This window comes from Cryobacterium sp. TMT2-17-1 (genome assembly GCF_004402765.1).
GTDB lineage: Bacteria > Actinomycetota > Actinomycetes > Actinomycetales > Microbacteriaceae > Cryobacterium > Cryobacterium sandaracinum.
On record NZ_SOGC01000027.1, the window covers coordinates 202909 to 221203 of the forward strand.

The window sequence follows — 18295 nt, forward strand, 5'->3', positions numbered from 1 at the left end:
AGCCCCCTGTCACAAGTTCAATTGAGCAGTACTGAGCAACGGAGTCGGCCATGATCATCGGTGTACCCAAGGAAATCAAGAACAACGAATTCCGCATAGCCATCACAGCCTCGGGCGTGCACGAGTTCCTGGCCGCCGGTCACACCGTGTTGGTCGAAAAGGGTGCCGGCCTCGGATCGCACATCACCGACGACGAGTACCACGTGGCCGGCGCCGAGCTGGTCGACTCCGCCGACGAGATCTGGGCCCGCGCCGACATGGTGATGAAGGTTAAGGAACCGGTCGCTTCCGAGTACCACCGCTTCCGCGAGGGTCTGATCCTCTTCACCTACCTGCACCTGGCCGCCGAGCCCGACCTCACCCGCGCCCTCGCCGAAGCCGGCGTCACCGCCATCGCCTACGAGACGGTGCAGACCGCCAACCGCGCGCTGCCGCTGCTGGCCCCGATGAGCGAGGTGGCCGGCCGACTGGCCGTGCAGGTCGGCGCGCAGTCCCTGATGGCCCCGGCCGGCGGCAAGGGCGTGCTGCTCGGCGGCGTGCCCGGGGTGCGCCCCGCGAAGGTCGTCGTGCTGGGCGCCGGCGTCGCCGGCACCAACGCGGCCGCCATGGCAATGGGCCTCGGCGCCGACGTCACGATCCTCGACATCAACATCGACCGGCTGCGCCAGCTCGACGCGCAGTACCAGGGCCGGCTGAAAACCGTCGCGTCCAACTCCTACGAGATCGAGAATGCCGTGACGGATGCCGACCTGGTCATCGGCTCCGTGCTGATCCCGGGCGCCAAGGCCCCGAAGCTGGTCACCAACGCTCTCGTGGCGCGCATGAAGTCCGGCTCCGTGCTGGTCGACATTGCCGTGGACCAGGGCGGCTGCTTCGAGGACACCCACGCGACCACGCACGAAAACCCGACCTACCGCGTTCACAACTCGATCTTTTACTGCGTTGCCAACATGCCCGGCGCCGTGCCGAACACGTCGACTTACGCGCTGACCAACGTCACCCTGCGGTACGCCCTCTCACTGGCCAACCTTGGCGTGAAGGCGGCGCTCGAGCGCGATGACGCCTTGGCCCTCGGCCTGAACGTCGCCGCCGGAGCGGTCACGAACCGTTCCGTGTCCGAAGCCCACGGCCTGCCGCTGGCCGACTGGCGCGAGCTCGTCACCGCGTAGCGCCGCGAGCGTTCCTGGCCTGCCACCGGTCGAGCAACCGGTGGTCGGGCTCGTCGAGAGGCGGCGACCCGACGTCCGGAGGCTCCCGTTCGGCGCTCGAGCTCGTCGAGACCCGGTGCGCCACCCCGCGCTAACTTCGGAGATTTTCGCAAGACGCCGCTCAGCCGGGCGCGAAAACCGGGGTTTCCCGAAAATCTCCGAGATTACGTCACGATGGATGCCCGTTGCTGGCACTGCGACGCTGCGGCGCCCGTTAGCTTAGCGGGGCGCCGGAACAGCCGTCCCCGTCAGGCGCTGCACCAGGGCGAGGGAGTGGTGCAGTAACTCGCCGGGGCTGCCGGTGAAGCCGCCGGAGAACCACTTCTGCATCGAGTAGCGCATGACACTGCCCGCGAGGGCGACGACCATTCTGGCCTCGTCGGCCAGATCGGGGGTGCCCGTCTCGGTGCGCCCCTGGGCGTGGAAGCGGTCGAGGACCAGCTGCACCAGATGCGCCTCCAGCTCCGCGATGCGGGACGTCTCCCCGGTGAGGAGTTCCGGGGTGCGCTCGATCAGCATCCTGCGGCTACGGAGAAGTTCCGTGTCGGGGGAGTGGTCGGCCACGGCGGCAGCGATCATTTCGACGAGGTCGCCCAGCACGTCCCGGCCGGTGCCGTGCACGAACGCCTGGTGCTCGGCATCCGTCGGCTGAGGCGGCGCGCCGCCGAGGAACACGCCGTCCTTCGTGCCGAAGTAGTTGAAGAAGGTGCGCGGCGAGACCACGGCCGCCTCGCAGATCATGTCGACCGTCACCCGGTCGTAGCCGTGCTCGAGCGCCAGCGAGATGGCGGCCCGCTCCAGCGCCGACTGGGTGGCCGCGCGCTTGCGGGCGCGCAGCCCCAGGTCGGCGGCGGGGCCGGCCGGACCGGGGCCGTTCGGGCCCGCACCGCTCGGACCCGTGCTACTCATACCGCAGGGCGTCGATCGGGTTCTGCCGCGCCGCGGCCCGGGCGGGCAGGGTACCGGCCAGGAAGGCGATCAACATGACGACGCCGATGATGATGGCGATCGAACTCGGCGCGAACTGCACGACCTGAAGTCCGGGCAGGTTCTCGAACACGGTCGTAGCGAGGATGTTGCTGATCACCGAACCGACGCCCACCGCAACGAGCGCGCCCAGGGCGCTGCCCAGGAAGCCGATGAAGACGGCCTCGGTGCTGAACAGAGCGTAGACACGGCCGCCGTTCATGCCCATAGCCTTCATCAGCCCGATCTCCCGGGTGCGTTCCTGCACGCTCATCAGCAGCGTGTTGATGATGCCGAAGCCGGCGGCGATCAGCGCGATCACGGCGAAGGCGTTGAGCACGCCGATGATGACGTTGATCACGGTTTCGAACGAGCCGATCTGGTCCGCGACGGTCTGCGAGGCGTAGCCCTGGTCGGCGAGGTCGGCCTTGATCGCGACGATCTCCTCGTCGGAGGCGTCCAGGTCGAACCGGGCGGTCGCACTGGCGTAGCTCTGTGGTGCCCCGGCGGGGGTGCCGGCGAGTTCGACGTCGTGCAGCCGGTCCGTCAGCGGCTGGTTGAGGCCGGCCCCAGCGCCAAGGATGGTCTCGTTCTGCACGCCGACGATGGTGGCCGGAACCTGCTGCGGGGTGCCCGCGAAATCAGTGATGCCGACGGAGACGGTCTGGCCGATGGCCGACTCCGGGGTACTGAAGCCCAGCGCGTCGAGGTAGGTGGTCGGCAGCAGAAGCTGGTCGGTGGCGCTCTCGTTGTCCAGTTGAGCCCCGGCCGCCAGGTCGGCCGTGGTGAGAGTGGCGGGCGCGTTCACGGTCAGCTCGAACTTTCCGCTGCCGTCGTACTCGATGAAGTCGGGCGTCACCTGCACCGCCGGGTCGACGCCGAGGATGCCGCTGGTGGCCTTGATCGTGTCGAGATCGGCGTCGGTGAGCGCCTGGATGGTGCTACCGGGGCGCGAGCCGTTGCCCAGGCTGATCGTGGTGGCCTTCTCCGGGTCATACGCCGCCGGTCCGTCGCTCTCCGTCGCCGCGGCGTCGTCGGTCTTGGAGACCGTGAGCACATCCGCCGCACCGATCGCCGAGACCTGGCTGTTGATGTAGCTCGTCACCCCGGTGCCGATGCCGCTGGTGATGGTGAGCGTGAACGCGCCGATGAAGATGGCGATGACGGTCAGGCCGGTGCGGAGCTTGCTGCGAAAACTGTTCGCGATCGCGGATGTGATGATGTCGACGAATTTCATGCGCGCGCTCCCTCGGGCTTCGAGATGGCTTCAGGAGATCTGGTGACGTCCTCGATCCCGTCCCGGATGAAGATCTGGCGGTCGCAGCGGGCAGCGAGATCGATGTCGTGGGTGACGATGATGAGCGTGATGCCCTTGTCCTTATTGAGGGAGAAGAGGATGTCCTCGACGACGGCTCCGGTGGCCGTGTCGAGGTTGCCGGTCGGTTCGTCCGCGAAGATCACCTTCGGGTTGTTGACCAGGGCCCGGGCGATGACCGCGCGCTGCTTCTGCCCGCCGGAGAGGTTCATGGCCTTGTTCTTCGCCTTGTCGGCCAGCTCCAACTGCTCCAAGGCCTTCATTCCGCGCGCCCTGCGCGCCTTCGGGCTGACCCCGGCTATCTTCAGGGGGAGCACGACATTCTCGAGCACACTCGCATTGGCGGTGAGGAAGAACTGCTGGAAGACGAACCCGAAGTCCTGGTTACGAAGCCGGTTCACCTCCTTGCCCTTGAGCTTCTTCGCATCCGTTCCCTCGACCAGCAGCGCGCCGCTGTCCGGGTCGTCCAGCAGCGCCAACAGGTGCATGAGCGTGGACTTGCCGGACCCGCTCTTGCCGACGATGGCGACGGATTCACCGGCGCGGATGTCGACGGAGACTCCCTTGAGCGCGTCGAAACGGTTCGCCCCGCTCCCATAGGACTTGCCGATGTTCTGGGCCGAGAGAACGGGAACAGTCATAGGGGCAGCATCCTTCGGGGGAGAAGTCATCGGGTCGCACGTGTGCAGAGCCATCAAAATTACAGTAGCTGCACCGATGCCGCGTCAGCTGGGTGCGCCCTGTGCAGGGGCGGTGCATCCCCTTCTTTGGTTTTGGGCCGGACAAAGCGGGGCCCGGATCAGTGGATCCAGGCCCCGATGCCTATCGGTTCTCGGTCAGCGCCCCATTCTCAGGCGGCGGATCAGCCAGACGGTTGCCCCTGCCAGGACCAATCCGATCAGGACCATGATCCCGGGAGCCGAGCGATGGAAGCTCAGCGTCTCGGCGCCATCGGCCAGCTTGCCTGAACCGGCGGCCACCTTGGCATAGCCGGCGCTCAGCTCGGCGGTGCCGGCGGCGAGCGTGTTCGCACCGTCGAGGAGCGTCCCGGATCCGTCCGACACCTTCTCGGTGCCCTCGGCCAGGGCAGTGGACCCGGTTTCGAGCGCAGTGGTGCCGGCGACCAGCGTGGACGCCCCCGCCGCGAGGGTCTGCGTGCCGTCGGTCAATGACCCGGCGCCGACCGAGATGCGGGTTGCGCCGTCGGCGAGACTCACAGCGCCAGTTGCCAGGGTCGTCGCTCCCGTGAACAACGACGAGGCGCCGGTGGCTACTCGGCTGGTGCCGCCCTGGAGGGAGCTTGCACCGGTGGAAACCACGCTGGTGCCGGCCGCAACCCGTTCGGAACCGGCGGTGAGGGCCTGCGTACCGACCTGGAGTTCCGAGGCCCCCGTCGCGACGGCACCTGTCCCCGCGGCCACCGCGGCAGCTCCGCCGGACACCTGGGCCGCGCCGGCGGCGAGGGTTGTGAGCCCGTCGCGCAGTTCTGCGGATCTCGTCTGGAGCACCGCAGTGCCCTCGCTCAGGGGCGTCAATCCGTCGCGGAGGACGGCCGAACCGTCCCGAAGGGCAACAGCCCCGGACTCAACCCCCGTGGTGCCCGTGTGCAGGCTGGAGGCGGCGGAGCTCAGCCCCTGGAGAGTGGCCAGAAGGGCGTCCGGGGTGATCGTGTCCGCCTCGACCTGGTCGGCCAGGGTGGCGAGTGCGGCATCCAGCCCCGTGGCTCCCGCAGCGACGCTGCGGGCTCCGTCGCTGAGCTCGGTCGCCCCCAGCGCGAGGGCCTCGGCGCCGCGCCGGGCCTGGTTCGTGCCCTGGGCGGCGGATGCCGTTCCAACGGCGAGCAGGACCGAGCCGTCGCGAGCCGTCCTGGCGCCGAGGGCAGCCTGGCCGGCGCCGGTGGCCACGGTTGCCGCACCCGCGGCAACCTGCGTTGCGCCGGCGGAGACTTTTATGGCGCCGGTCCCTGTTGTGGCGACGCCGGCGGCGAGAGTCGCCGCACCGGTCGCAGCAGCTCCGGCACCGGCGGCGAGAGCGCTCGCTCCGCTGGCGGCGGTGGCGGCGCCAACGGACAGCGTCTCCGCGCCCCGTGCGGCCGATTCGGCGCCGAGCACCAGCCTGGTGCTGCCGCTGACGCTCGTGAGTGCTCCGTCGAGGAGGGTGCCGGCGCCGGCCGAAGTGTTCGCCGCACCTGTCGCCAGGCTGATGGCGCCCGTGTTGGCCCGGGTCGCCCCGGCCTGGAGGTCGGTCGCACCGGCGGCCGCGGCGGCCGCGCCCTCCGACAGCGTCTCGGCGCCCACGGCGAGTTGTGCCGCGCCGCCGGTGACTTTCAGGGAGCCGGTTTCCACCGTGACGGCTCCGGTGGAGAGTTCTCCGGCGCCGCTGGCCAGCCGCCCGGTGGTCAGGAAGAAGAACGTCAGCAGCATGACCAGCATGAGGCTGAGCCCGGCCACAATGGAGCGAATGCCAATGGTGCCTGGGCGGGATAGTGCACGGTCAGATCTCGTCATTGAGGCTCCTTGAAAGACGTGAGCAGGCATGCGGGCATGCCGGAACTCGCGTGGTGTGGTGTGCGGTGCGCGGTCAGACTCCGACGTCACGGCCGGTGGTTCACGGCCGTGCGGCACGGTGGCGCGCCGAAGTGACACGACCGTAGCAGTGGGGAGAAGCCACGAACCGAAGCCCGGAAAAGTTCGGGGCCAGGGCTAACGCATTCCGCGCTGACTATATATCGTTTGTGGGATTCCTACAGGGCTACCCCCCGAGAGGAGCGTCAAACATCACAGGTCAAGGGACTCGTTCGGCTCGAGCGGGAAGAAGTCGCCGCCGTTCTGCTCGGTGGCCCACTGAATCCGGGCGTTGGACAGTTCCTTGCCGCCCCGGGAGAGTCCCATTTCGTGGGTGGGGAAGGTGCGGCGCGGCTCGAGGGCCAGCACGTAGTCCATCACCTCGCTGATCTTGAGCCAGGGCGCGCCGGCCGGAACGGCGAGGGTCTGCACTGTCACGCCTTCCGGAATCGCAAACGAGTCACCGCCGTAGTAGAGCTCCTCGTCGACGAGCACGCCGAGGTTGTCGATCACCGGGATCGTTTTGTGGATGATGGCGTGCGTGCCGCCGAAGAAGCGCAGCCGAAACGGCCCGGCCTCCACGGTGTCGCCCGCGCTGACGACGGTCACGGGATAGCCGGCGGCGGCGGCCGCGACCCCGGCCGGGGCAAAGATCGCCACGTCGGGGTTCAGGGCGATGATGCGGTCCAGCTGTTCCGGGGTCCAGTGGTCGGGGTGCTCGTGGGTGAGCACGACGGCGACGGCCCGGGCGGTGTCGGTGAGCGGGCTCGTGAACGAGCCGGGATCGATGAATAACTTCTGGCCGGCCTTGTCAAGAATCAAAGCCGCGTGCTCGAGTTTCGTCAGTTTCATGGATTGAGCTAATACCCAATCCCAGAGCGCTGCAAGCTGAGACCATACTGGAGCGGTGCCTCCATGTCTTCACCTCGTCGTCGCCATCAACGCCGCCGCCGCTTTCGGTCGCCGCAGGGACGTCGGCCCTCGGGTTGCCCAGGCCCTGGTCGTGGCCGGCCACCAGGTGACCAGTCTGAGCGCCCCCAGCTTCGACGCGCTTCGCCGCGACGTCCAGGGCGCACTGGTGTCGCGGGTCGACGCGCTCGTGGTCGTCGGCGGCGACGGGATGGTCAGCCTTGGCACCAACCTCCTGGCCGGTACGAGTCGATTCCTGGCCATTGTGCCGTGCGGCACGGGCAACGACCTCGCGCGCGGGCTGGGGATCCCGGTCGACGACACGGATGCCGCCATCCGTCACCTGCTCGATGCCCTCATCCGCCCGCCGCGGGCCATAGACGCCGCCCGGGTGCGGTGCGGCGACACGACGATCTGGTTCGCGGGCGTGCTTTCGGCCGGGTTCGACGCCGTGGTCAACGAACGGGCCAACCGGATGCGCCGGCCCCGCGGGAAGAGCCGCTACACCCTGGCCATCCTGCTGGTGCTGACGACGTTTCGGCCCATTTCCTACCGGCTGACCGTCGACGGCCGGCCACGCCGGATGCGGGCCATGCTGATCTCCGTAGCCAACAACGTGTCGATCGGCGGCGGCATGCGCGTCGTTCCGGGTGCGGTGATCGACGACGGCCTGCTGGACCTCTTCATCGTGGCCCCGCTGTCGCGGGCGGGTTTCCTCCGCGTCTTCCCGAAGGTATTCTCGGGCACGCATACAACCCTGCCGCAGGTGGAAATCACCCGGTGTCGCAGCATCCGGATCGACGCCGACCGGGTCGCCGCCTACGCCGACGGGGAGAGGGTCGGGGCGATGCCGGTGCAGGTCGACGTGGTACCCAAAGCCCTGCTCGTGCACGCCTGAGCCGCTCAGTTTGGTTTTAGCTATCGGCGTGTGGCATATTAGGTGAGTTGCAAAACGGCCCCATCGTTTAGCGGCCTAGGACATCGCCCTCTCACGGCGGTAACGCGGGTTCGAATCCCGCTGGGGTCACACCAGCCCGGTTTCCTTCTTTTCGAGGGGCACCGGGTGTCTTATTTAAGCGAAACCCCGGTAGACTCCACGGAGTGAAGGGGAGTATCCCCGTGCCCGTTTCGGGCACCTCGCCGTGAACGTCAACACGGGCCGCGGCGCAGGGGCCCGACACGGCGGTATCGATCCATCGATACGGGAGCGACTCTCAGGATTCCTGCTGCCTCCAGCATCCCCTTCATTGAAAGGCTCTACGCGCATGGAAATTGCTCTCCCGCTCTGGTTTGAGATTGGGTCGCTCGTCGTCCTGACGCTCATCCTGGTTGCCGACCTCCTCATCGTCTTCAAGCGGCCGCACGTGCCCTCGATGCGCGAGGCCAGCCTGTGGGTCGCCTTCTACGTGGGACTGGCCCTGATCTTCGCCCTGCTGATGTTGGTCCTGGGCGACGCCGAGCACGCGGGGCAGTTCCTCGCCGGCTGGCTCACGGAGTACAGCCTCAGCATCGACAACCTGTTCGTTTTCGTCATCATCATGGCTAGGTTCTCGGTGCCCCGGAAGTACCAGCAGGAGGTGCTGATCGTGGGCATCATCATCGCGCTGGTGCTGCGCGGCATCTTCATCCTGCTCGGAGCCCAGCTGATCGAGAACTTCAGCTGGATCTTCTACATTTTCGGCGCGTTCCTTCTCTACACGGCCGTGCACCAGGCGGTCGCAAAAGAGCCCGACGTGGACGAGGCCGACAACGGGCTGATCCGTTACCTGCGCCGACACATGAACATCTCGTCGACCTTCGACGGTTCGAAGTTGCGCACCCTGGTCGACGGCAAGAAGGTCTTCACCCCCATGCTGATCGTGCTCCTCGCGATCGGCACCACCGACCTGGTCTTCGCCCTCGACTCCATCCCGGCGATCTTCGGCATCACGCAGAGCCCCTTCATCGTGTTCACCGCGAACGTGTTCGCCCTGATGGGGCTGCGTCAGCTGTACTTCCTGCTGGGCGGGCTGCTCGAACGCCTCGAATACCTCAATTACGGGATCGCATTCATCCTGTTCTTCATCGGCGTCAAGCTTGTCTTCCATGCCCTGCACAACAATGAGGTCTTCTTCATCAACGGCGGCGAGGGCGTGGGCTGGGCTCCGGAGATCGACACCTGGACTTCTCTCGGGGTGATCGTGGTTTCCATGGCCGTGGCCACCATCGCCAGCCTGATCAAGGCTCGGCGGGATGCTCGCCGGCGCGGTCACACCCTCGCCGAGGAGATCCCCCACTTCGTCGAGGAGTGACATTCGCCGACGTGCCTCGCACGCACTCGAACACAGGAGCTGACGTGGCCTCGCAGAGTGAGAGCGAACTGGTGCTCCCCGCAACCCGTGCGCGGTTCGTGTTCAGTGCCCGGAGCGACGTCGGGCGCGAGCGCAAGGTCAACGAGGACAGCTTCCTGGCCCAGGCCCCGGTCTTCCTGGTCGCCGACGGCATGGGTGGTCATGCCCAGGGCGACGTGGCCAGCCACACAGTCGTGCGGGTCTTCGAGGAACACATCGCCTGCGACGCACCTTCGACCCCGGAACGCGTGCTCGACGCCATCCACTCGTCGAACGATGCGGTGCGCGACCTCAGCGCCGTCGACGACTACGGCACCGCGGTGTCCGGTACGACGCTGTCGGGCATCGCGTTCGTCGACGCCGGCGACGACGTCGGCTTCCACTGGATGGCCTTCAACGTCGGCGACTCGCGGGTCTACACCTGGGACGGGCACACGTTGGCGCAGCTGAGCGTCGACCATTCCGCTGTGCAGGAGATGGTCGACGCGGGTCTCATTTCCAGTGACGAGGCGGAGCAGCATCCGGAACGCAACGTGATCACCCGCGCGATCGGCGCCGACGAGTCCGTGGACGCCGACGTGTGGCTGCTACCGGCGTCCGGGCGGCACGCGTTCCTGATCTGCTCCGACGGACTGACCAAGGAACTCGGCGCGGCCGAGATCGCGAAGATCCTGGCATCCTATGACGGTGATAGCTTGCCCAGCCGGTCCCGCGCAGACGTGCTCGTCGACGCGGCTCTGGCCCGCGGCGGACACGACAACGTGACGGTCGTCTATGTGGAGTCGGAACTGGGCAACCCCGAGCAGGACGACACCGCCGACACGGGCGAAGCAGCGCGCCACAGATAGAGTGACGTCGTGGACACAGCGGAAAGCACCCTCGAATGAGGGGCGTCAGACAAAGCTCGCACACGCACAGTGTTAGCCTGTCAGGGTGCTGCTGCGTCGACCCTCTCTTCCCTGCCGCGACGAGTCCCAGTTCTGAGGCCTCTCTCGTCGTGGAGTTTCTGGTTGGCTGCATACCCATCGTTGAGGAAGACGCACACATATGACTGACGCACCACTGCTGGAAGAACGTCCGCGTACTCTGGCCGAAAAGGTTTGGGACAAACACCTCGTCGCCAAGGGCGAAGACGGCACGCCCGACCTGATCTACATCGACCTGCACCTCGTGCACGAGGTCACCAGCCCGCAGGCTTTCGACGGATTGCGCTTGGCCGGACGCCCTCTGCGCCGCCCCGATCTCACCATCGCCACGGAAGACCACAACACGCCGACCCTGGCGATCGACCGGCCCATCGCCGACCTCACCAGCCGCACCCAGATCGAGACGTTGCGGCGCAACTGCGAGGAATTCGGCATTCGCCTGCACTCGCTCGGCGACATCGAGCAGGGCATCGTGCACGTCGTCGGACCGCAGCTGGGCCTGACCCAGCCGGGCATCACCGTCGTCTGCGGCGACTCGCATACCTCCACCCACGGCGCCTTCGGGGCCATGGCGCTCGGCATCGGCACAAGCGAGGTAGAGCACGTGATGGCCACCCAGACTCTGCCTCTGACACCTTTCAAGACCATGGCGATCACCGTCGACGGCACTCTCCGCCCCGGCGTGACGGCCAAGGACATCATCCTCGCCGTGATCGCGAAGATCGGCACCGGCGGTGGCCAGGGCTACGTGCTCGAATACCGCGGCAGCGCCATCCGCGCCCTCTCCATGGAGGGTCGCATGACCATCTGCAACATGTCGATCGAGGCCGGCGCCCGCGCGGGCATGGTGGCCCCGGATGCGATCACCTACGACTACCTTCAGGGTCGCGCACACGCCCCAGAAGGCCAGGATTGGCTCGACGCGGTCGGCTACTGGGACACCCTCGCCACCGACGACGGCGCTGTGTTCGACGCCGAGGTGCTGCTCGACGCCGACACTCTCGAACCCTTCGTGACCTGGGGCACCAACCCCGGGCAGGGCGTGTCCCTGAGCGATACCGTGCCGGACCCGTCCGGAATCATCGACGCCAACGAGCGCTCGGCCGCCGAACGCGCCCTCGAGTACATGGACCTGGCGGCTGGCACCCCGATGAAGGAGATCCGGGTAGACACCGTCTTCCTCGGCTCCTGCACCAACAGCCGGGTCGAGGACCTGCGCGCCGCCGCCAACATCATCCAGGGCCATAGCCTGGCCCCCGGCGTGCGGATGCTGGTGGTGCCCGGTTCTGCGCGGGTGCGCATCGAGGCCGAGGCGGAGGGCCTCGATAAGATCTTCATCGACTTCGGCGCCGAATGGCGCTTCGCCGGCTGTTCGATGTGCCTCGGTATGAACCCCGACCAGCTCGCTCCCGGCGAGCGGTGCGCTTCCACGAGCAACCGCAATTTCGAGGGCCGTCAGGGCAAGGGCGGGCGCACGCACCTCGTCTCCCCGCTGGTCGCGGCGGCGACCGCCATCCGCGGTACGCTTTCGAGCCCGTGGGACCTGGTCCAGGATGGAGACGAGTAAGTAATGGAAAAGTTCACAACCGTCACGGGCATCGCGCTTCCACTGCGCCGCTCCAACGTCGACACCGACCAGATCATCCCCGCCGTCTACCTCAAGCGCGTCACCAAGACCGGCTTCGAAGACGCCCTCTTCGCCCGCTGGCGCGCCGACCCCGACTTCGTACTCAACAATCCGGCCTACGAGGGTGCCCGCGTGCTCGTGGCCGGCGCCGACTTCGGCACCGGCTCCTCGCGGGAGCACGCCGTCTGGGCGCTACGCGACTACGGCTTCGACGTGGTCCTCAGCCCCCGCTTCGGCGACATCTTCCGCGGCAACTCCGGCAAGCAGGGTCTGCTCGCCGGCCAGATCTCCGAGGCCGACGCCCAGCGCCTGTGGGACATCATCGAGGCCTGTCCCGGAGTCGAACTGACGGTCGACCTCGTGTCGAGGACCGCCCGCGTGGGCGGCCTCACCGTTCCGTTCGAGATCGATGACTATACCCGGTGGCGCCTCCTCGAGGGCCTCGACGACATCGGACTCACCCTGCGCGATGAAGCGCGGATCGCAGAATTCGAATCCCACCGGGAGCCATGGCGGCCCCGCACTCTCCCCGCAAGGCAGGTACGTTTGTGAGCACCATCAGCGAAAACACCCAGGACCGTGAAGACGACCAGAACCGGTCGGACGCGCAGAACCGCGAGAACGCCCAGAACTGGGGCGCGGCCGTCGGGCTGCAGGGCGACCGGATCACCATCCGCGGCGGCATCCCCCTGGTCGGCCGGATCGAACTGAAAGGCGCGAAGAACCTGGTCACCAAGGCCATGGTCGCGGCCCTTCTCGGTGAGAGTCCCAGCACGCTCAAAAACGTGCCGAACATCAGCGACGTGCGCATCGTGCGCCAGCTGCTCGAAGTGCACGGCGTCAAGGTCACCGACGGCGCCGAGCCCGGCGAACTGCTGCTCGACCCGGTCGACGTCGAGAGCGCGCATTTCGCGGCGATCGACGCGTACGCCGGTTCCTCGCGCATCCCGATCCTGTTCTGCGGCCCTCTGCTGCACCGCCTCGGGGAGGCGTTTATCCCCGATCTGGGCGGCTGCCGCATCGGCGACCGCCCGATCGACTACCACCTGGACGTGCTGCGCAAGTTCGGCGCCGTCGTCGAGAAGCAGCCCAACGGCATCCGGATGTCCGCGCCCAACGGGCTCAAGGGCACCAAGGTATCCCTGCCCTACCCGAGCGTCGGCGCGACCGAGCAGGTACTCCTGACCGCCGTGCGCGCGGAGGGCATCACCGAGCTCAAGGGCGCGGCGATCGAGCCCGAGATCATGGATCTCATCAACATCCTGCAGAAGATGGGCGCCATCATCACGGTCGACACCGACCGGGTGATCCGGATCGAGGGCGTCGAGCGCCTCGAGGGCTACAACCACCGCGCCCTGTTCGACCGGAACGAGGCGGCTAGCTGGGCGGCAGCGGCCCTGGCCACCGACGGCGACATCTTCGTCGGTGGCGCACGCCAGCCCGAGATGTTGACGTTCCTGAACGTGTTCCGCAAGGTCGGCGGGGCGTTTGACATCGAAGACGACGGCATCCGTTTTTACCACCCGGGCGGCGACCTCAAGCCCGTCATCATCGAGACGGATGTGCACCCCGGCTTCATGACGGATTGGCAGCAGCCGCTCGTAATCGCCTTGACCCACGCGCACGGCGTCTCGATCGTGCACGAGACCGTCTACGAGCAGCGCTTCGGCTTCGTGGACGCTCTCGTCGAGATGGGCGCCACCATCCAAATCCACCGGGAATGCCTCGGCGGGCACCCCTGCCGGTTCGGCCAGCGCAACTTCAACCATTCGGCCGTGATCACCGGGCCGACGAAACTGACCGGCGCCGACATCGAGGTTCCCGATTTGCGCGGCGGCTTCAGCCACCTGATCGCGGCGCTGACCGCGAAGGGAACCTCCACCGTCAGCAACGTCGGAATCATCAGCCGCGGCTACGAGAACTTCATCACCAAGCTTCAACTGTTGGGGGCTGACTTCGATCTCGAAGGATAATGGGGCTGTGCCAGCATCCGATCCAGCGTCCGTGTCCGATCCAACGCCCCAGACCCACATCTCCCGTGACGTCGTGAACCCCGGGCGGGAGCGTTCGGAGACCCGGCGGCCATCCGTGTTCTGGGTGCTGGCGATGATGATCCTTCCGGTGATCAATCTCGCCGTGCGGTACAAGGTCACCGACGCCGCGAAGTTCCCCCGTTCGGGGGCGTTCGTGATGGCGCCCAACCACTTCAGCGAGATCGACCCGCTTCTGATGGGGGTAATGAGCTGGAATATGGGGCGCGCGCCCCGGTTCATGGCGAAGGCATCCGTCTTCAAAATCCCGGTGATCGGGTGGCTGCTGCACAAGTCGGGACAGATCCCGGTGCAGCGCGGTGGCAGCGTGCGCGGCAGCGAGCCCGTGAAGGCGGCCGAGCGACTGGTCGAACGTGGCCAGATGGTCGTCGTCTACCCGGAGGGGTCGCTGACCCGGGACCCCGCGCTGTGGCCGATGCGTGGCAAGACCGGCGCTGTGCGGATCGCTCTCGAGCAGGGTATCCCGATCGTGCCGGTGGCCCACTGGGGAGCGCAGGCGATCATGCCGCGCTACTCGAAGCGGCTGAACCTATTCCCGCGCAAGACCGTGCTGGTCAAGATCGGTGACCCGCTCGACCTGGCGCAGTTCCGGGGCCGCAACCTCGACCCGGCGACGCTCAACGAGGCCACCACGCTCGTCATGGCCGCCATCACCCAGTTGCTCGAAGATCTTCGGGGTGAGACGGCGCCGTCCAAGCGCTGGAACCCGACCGAGCACGATCAGAAAGAGACCGGCCGTTTTGAAGCCTAAGGTTCAGCCAGGCAAACGGGTGGCCGTTCTCGGTGCCGGCAGCTGGGGCACCACGTTCGCCAAGATCCTGGCCGACGGCGGGGCCGACGTCGTGCTGTGGGCCCGCCGTCCCGAGCTCGCCCGCGAGATCACCGAGGCCCGGCGCAACAGCGACTACCTGCCCGGCATCAACCTGCCGGAGGGCCTGCGGGCCACCGCGAGGCTCGACCTGGCCCTCGCCGGCGCCGAGCAGGTGTTCGTATCGGTGCCGAGCCAGTCGCTGCGCGAGAACCTGATCCTGGCTGAGCCGTTCCTGGCTCCCGGCGCCATCGTGGTGTCGTTGATGAAGGGCGTCGAGCGCGGGTCCGGCCTGCGCATGAGTCAGATCATCGCCGAGATCCTGCCGATCAACCCCGACCTGATCGCGGCGATCTCCGGACCCAACCTGGCCCTGGAAATCGCCAAGGAACAGCCGACGGCGGCCGTGGTCTCCTCGAACAGCCTCGAGACCGCGCAGGCCGTTGCCATGCTGGCCCGCAACCGCTACTTCCGCTCCTACGTCAACACGGATGTCATCGGCACCGAATTCGGCGGCGTGCTGAAGAACCTCATCGCCGTGGCCATCGGCATCGTCGACGGCGTCGGCTACGGGGAGAACACGAAGGCGTCGATCATCACCCGCGGTCTCGTTGAGATGACCGATTTCGCGGTGGCCTACGGCGCGCATCCGGAAACGCTGGCTGGCCTGGCCGGCCTGGGCGACCTGATCGCGACCTGCCAGTCGCCGCTGTCGCGCAACAACACCGCCGGCCGGCTCCTCGGCCAGGGCTACGGCATCAACGACGTCGTCAAGCAGATGCAGCAGACCACCGAGGGTCTTGCGTCCGTCGGCCCCATTCTCGATCTCGCCCGCGCCAAGGGGGTGGACATGCCCATCGTTGAGCAGGTCCGCCAGGTGCTGGCCGGTACTCTGAAACCGCGGGATCTCGCCCCGCACCTGACCACGGACTCAGCGGAGCCGCAGGGCGAAAGGACGATTGATGACGAACAAGCTCACGGTGGCGCTGCTCTTTGGGGGTCGGTCAAGCGAACATTCGATCAGTTGCGCCACAGCGGGCGGCGTCCTGGCGGCGATTGACCGCGATCGCTACCACGTCATTCCGGTCGGCATCACCCGTGACGGAGCCTTCGTGCTCGAAGCGGATGACCCGGCCCGGTTCACATTGGACGCGGACGAACTGCCGGAGGTCTTCGACAACGGCACCCGCATCCGTTGGCCGGAGAGCAGCCTCAGCCGCCAGCTGACCGTCAGTGACGGCGCCGGCTATCGTTCGCTCGGTAACGTCGACCTGGTCTTCCCGATCCTGCACGGCCCGTTCGGCGAGGACGGCACCGTGCAGGGGCTACTCGAACTCGTCGGGCTGCCCTACGTGGGCTCAGGCGTGCTCGCGTCGGCGCTCGGAATGGACAAGCACTTCACCAAGACCGTCTTCCAGCAGGCTGCCCTCCCGGTCGCCCCGTGGCGTACCATCACCGCCGGCGATTGGGCCGAGGCTCCCGGGATGGCGTTCGCGGCGGCCGAGGAGCTCGGGCTGCCCGTGTTCGTGAAGCCGGCTCGGGCGGGGTCGAGCGTAGGCGTGAGTCGGGTGTCGACCCTGGACCAGCTCGCCGAGGCGATGCGGGTTGCTCTGCTCGAGGACAGCAAGGTTCTGATCGAGGCCGGGCTGCGCGGACGCGAACTCGAGATCGCGGTGCTGCAGGGGCGTCCTGGGGAGCCGACGCGGGCATCCGTCGCCGGCGAGGTGCGGGTCACCGGGCGGGACTTCTACGACTTTGCCGCCAAGTACCTCGGTGCGTCCGGCATCGACCTGGTCTGCCCGGCCGACCTCACCTCCGAGGAACTCGCCCAGATGCAGGCCCTGGCCATCCGCGCGTTCGACGCGATCGACGGCGCCGGCCTGGCGCGGGTGGACTTCTTCCTCACCGATGACGGCTGGGTGATCAACGAGATCAACACCATGCCCGGGTTCACCCCCATCTCGATGTTCCCGAGCTGCTGGCTGGCCAGTGGCTTCACCTACCCGCAGTTGATTGATGAGCTGATCGAGGTGGCGATCGCCCACCGCGCCGCGCCGGCCGCGCTGCACCTGGCGGTCTAGCCGCCCAGCCGCGCGCCCGGCGCGGCGATCAGGCCTTCTGCACCGTGATGGTCCAGTGGGCGTCCCCGACGCGATCGAAGTGGGTGACCGGGTAGCCGCTCTCCGCCGCCCAGCGTGGCAGGGCGTCCGTCGCTTGCGTGCAGTCGAAGTTGATGGTGAGCTCGTCGCCGAGGTCGAGCTTTTCGATTGCGGCTCCGGCCTCCACGAGCGGGAACGGGCAGACCTGACCGTCGGTCTCAAGTACGTACTGTGCCATGTCGGGCTTCTTTCTCCTGGTTGGCTGCGGGGTTGCTACTGGTTGGCCGGAACGCGAGCGGGGGAGACCCCTACCCGCGCGGACCCGGTGATGAAGAGGCGCGTCGCGGCGCCGGTGCCGATGATCATGAACACCAGCGCCACCCAGCCCTGGAGGCCGAAGGTGGCGGTGTCGACCATGCCGTTGCCGATGGTGCAGCCGCCGGCCAGGCTGGCTCCGACGCCCATCAGCACCCCGCCGAGGATGCTGCGGATGGTGGTGGTGACATCGGGCAGCCGCACCCGGAACTCGCCGCTGCCCTTGGCTGCGATGAACGAGCCGAGCAGGATGCCGATCACCAGGTACACTCCCCAGTCGATCAACTGGGGATCGCCGCGCACGAGGTAGTTGACGATGTTCGAGGACGGCCCGGTGATACCGAGCCCGGACTCGCGCCCGGTTGCCCAGCTGAGCGGCCAGGCGAGGATGGCGAGCGGCGCGATGATCAGGGCGGTGGTGAACGCGCCCCATTTCTTCTCGAACAGGAGATGCCGGATGCCGCTCGTGCGGGCCGGGAGCGACGCGACCGGCAGGGACGACCGCAGCCGCAGGTGGTGCCGGGCGAGCAGGCCGACGCCGGTGACGAGCACCGCGACCAGCACCCACGGTGAGATGCCGAGGACGCCGTGGATGGTGGAAGCCTCCACGGTGATACCGCGCAGCGCCGCGACCGGAGCGGACAGCGCGCCCGTCTTCGAGATGGCGGAGAAGAGGGCGTAGAAGATCAGGGCGAACCAGCTGCCCACCAGACCCTCGCCGGCGCGGTAGTAGGTGCCCGTGGCGCATCCGCCGGCCAGCACGATGGCGAACCCGAAGATGAACGCACCGATGATCGTGGCCAGCCAGGCGAAGGGCTGGGGGTCGAGGGTGATCACACCGGCAGCGTCGAGGGCGAAGACTCCCACACTCTGCACCGCGATGACGATCAGAAAGGCCGTCAGCCAGCGGGTGCTGCCCGTGAGCCACAGGTCCCGGAAAGCGCCGGTGACGCAGAACCTGCCCCGCTGCATGGTGAAGCCCAGGGCGACGCCCAGGCCGAGTCCGGTGAGAAGCATGTCGTGTCCCCGTCCATCAGAGGCCGCACGCCGTGTGACGGCGACTCCCCAGCGACGTTACGGGCCGGCCGGCGGCGCTGCTCCCAGACGTCGCGGCATAACGAAATGAGACGTAACACTTGACAACTCCGTACCCGCACTCGTCCGTGCGGCCGCAACC

At 67.5% G+C, this 18295-nt stretch carries 17 protein-coding genes and 1 tRNA gene; 11 read left to right on the forward strand and 7 right to left on the reverse strand.

What is annotated here, in order from left to right; all coding sequences use genetic code 11:
- Positions 1 to 50 precede the first annotated feature (50 nt).
- Entirely contained in the window at positions 51 to 1169 is a 1119-nt protein-coding gene (gene ald / locus E3O47_RS07150; RefSeq protein ID WP_134341774.1) for an alanine dehydrogenase, read from the forward strand.
- A gap of 258 nt (positions 1170 to 1427) precedes the next feature.
- Here ald and E3O47_RS07155 read toward each other — a convergent pair whose 3' ends face one another.
- From E3O47_RS07155 to E3O47_RS07175, 5 genes are all read right to left on the reverse strand, one after another.
- On the reverse strand, positions 1428 to 2117 hold the full coding sequence (locus E3O47_RS07155) for a TetR/AcrR family transcriptional regulator (protein ID WP_104103004.1): 690 nt from the start codon (positions 2115 to 2117) through the stop codon (positions 1428 to 1430).
- Positions 2110 to 3411 carry an ABC transporter permease gene (locus tag E3O47_RS07160; RefSeq protein WP_134419968.1) on the reverse strand — a complete coding sequence of 434 codons (1302 nt, stop codon included), beginning with the start codon at positions 3409 to 3411 and terminating at the stop codon, positions 2110 to 2112. The genes E3O47_RS07155 and E3O47_RS07160 overlap by 8 nt, the downstream gene beginning before the upstream one ends.
- A complete protein-coding gene (locus E3O47_RS07165) occupies positions 3408 to 4130 on the reverse strand; it encodes an ABC transporter ATP-binding protein (protein WP_104103010.1) in 723 nt (240 codons plus the stop codon). Before E3O47_RS07165 ends, E3O47_RS07160 begins: the two co-directional genes overlap by 4 nt.
- A 195-nt stretch (positions 4131 to 4325) precedes the next feature.
- Positions 4326 to 5996: a hypothetical protein gene (locus E3O47_RS07170; RefSeq protein WP_134419970.1), complete on the reverse strand. Its 1671-nt coding sequence runs from the start codon at positions 5994 to 5996 to the stop codon at positions 4326 to 4328.
- Positions 5997 to 6266: 270 nt separating this feature from the next.
- Positions 6267 to 6905 carry an MBL fold metallo-hydrolase gene (locus tag E3O47_RS07175; protein ID WP_134341771.1) on the reverse strand — a complete coding sequence of 213 codons (639 nt, stop codon included), beginning with the start codon at positions 6903 to 6905 and terminating at the stop codon, positions 6267 to 6269.
- Positions 6906 to 6960: 55 nt separating this feature from the next.
- Here E3O47_RS07175 and E3O47_RS07180 point away from each other — a divergent pair, with 55 nt between their 5' ends.
- From E3O47_RS07180 to E3O47_RS07225, 10 genes are all read left to right on the forward strand, one after another.
- Positions 6961 to 7860: a diacylglycerol kinase family protein gene (locus E3O47_RS07180; protein WP_134419972.1), complete on the forward strand. Its 900-nt coding sequence runs from the start codon at positions 6961 to 6963 to the stop codon at positions 7858 to 7860.
- A gap of 56 nt (positions 7861 to 7916) precedes the next feature.
- Positions 7917 to 7989 (forward strand) — tRNA-Glu (locus E3O47_RS07185).
- A gap of 238 nt (positions 7990 to 8227) precedes the next feature.
- Positions 8228 to 9253: a TerC family protein gene (locus E3O47_RS07190; RefSeq protein ID WP_134341769.1), complete on the forward strand. Its 1026-nt coding sequence runs from the start codon at positions 8228 to 8230 to the stop codon at positions 9251 to 9253.
- Between the two features lie 44 nt (positions 9254 to 9297).
- Complete coding sequence (locus tag E3O47_RS07195; protein WP_241986112.1) at positions 9298 to 10140, forward strand: protein phosphatase 2C domain-containing protein; 843 nt, start codon at positions 9298 to 9300, stop codon at positions 10138 to 10140.
- Between the two features lie 199 nt (positions 10141 to 10339).
- The gene (gene leuC, locus E3O47_RS07200) at positions 10340 to 11785 is read left to right on the forward strand and encodes a 3-isopropylmalate dehydratase large subunit (RefSeq protein ID WP_104103021.1); all 1446 of its coding nucleotides are present in this window, start codon (positions 10340 to 10342) and stop codon (positions 11783 to 11785) included.
- A 3-nt stretch (positions 11786 to 11788) separates the two neighbouring features.
- Positions 11789 to 12397 carry a 3-isopropylmalate dehydratase small subunit gene (gene leuD / locus E3O47_RS07205; protein ID WP_104103024.1) on the forward strand — a complete coding sequence of 203 codons (609 nt, stop codon included), beginning with the start codon at positions 11789 to 11791 and terminating at the stop codon, positions 12395 to 12397.
- A gap of 98 nt (positions 12398 to 12495) precedes the next feature.
- Entirely contained in the window at positions 12496 to 13818 is a 1323-nt protein-coding gene (gene murA, locus E3O47_RS07210; RefSeq protein WP_233191550.1) for a UDP-N-acetylglucosamine 1-carboxyvinyltransferase, read from the forward strand.
- A gap of 133 nt (positions 13819 to 13951) precedes the next feature.
- On the forward strand, positions 13952 to 14647 hold the full coding sequence (locus tag E3O47_RS07215; RefSeq protein WP_241973097.1) for a lysophospholipid acyltransferase family protein: 696 nt from the start codon (positions 13952 to 13954) through the stop codon (positions 14645 to 14647).
- 19 nt (positions 14648 to 14666) lie between these two features.
- A complete protein-coding gene (locus E3O47_RS07220) occupies positions 14667 to 15764 on the forward strand; it encodes an NAD(P)H-dependent glycerol-3-phosphate dehydrogenase (RefSeq protein WP_104103030.1) in 1098 nt (365 codons plus the stop codon).
- Positions 15667 to 16785, forward strand: coding sequence for a D-alanine--D-alanine ligase family protein (locus tag E3O47_RS07225; protein ID WP_134341768.1), 1119 nt, complete (start codon positions 15667 to 15669; stop codon positions 16783 to 16785). The genes E3O47_RS07220 and E3O47_RS07225 overlap by 98 nt, the downstream gene beginning before the upstream one ends.
- Positions 16786 to 16813: 28 nt before the next feature.
- Here the strand turns inward: E3O47_RS07225 and E3O47_RS07230 are convergent, their stop codons facing one another.
- Positions 16814 to 17041: a sulfurtransferase TusA family protein gene (locus E3O47_RS07230; protein WP_104171673.1), complete on the reverse strand. Its 228-nt coding sequence runs from the start codon at positions 17039 to 17041 to the stop codon at positions 16814 to 16816.
- 35 nt (positions 17042 to 17076) lie between these two features.
- Complete coding sequence (locus E3O47_RS07235; protein WP_104103039.1) at positions 17077 to 18135, reverse strand: YeeE/YedE family protein; 1059 nt, start codon at positions 18133 to 18135, stop codon at positions 17077 to 17079.
- Between the last annotated feature and the right edge of the window lie 160 nt (positions 18136 to 18295).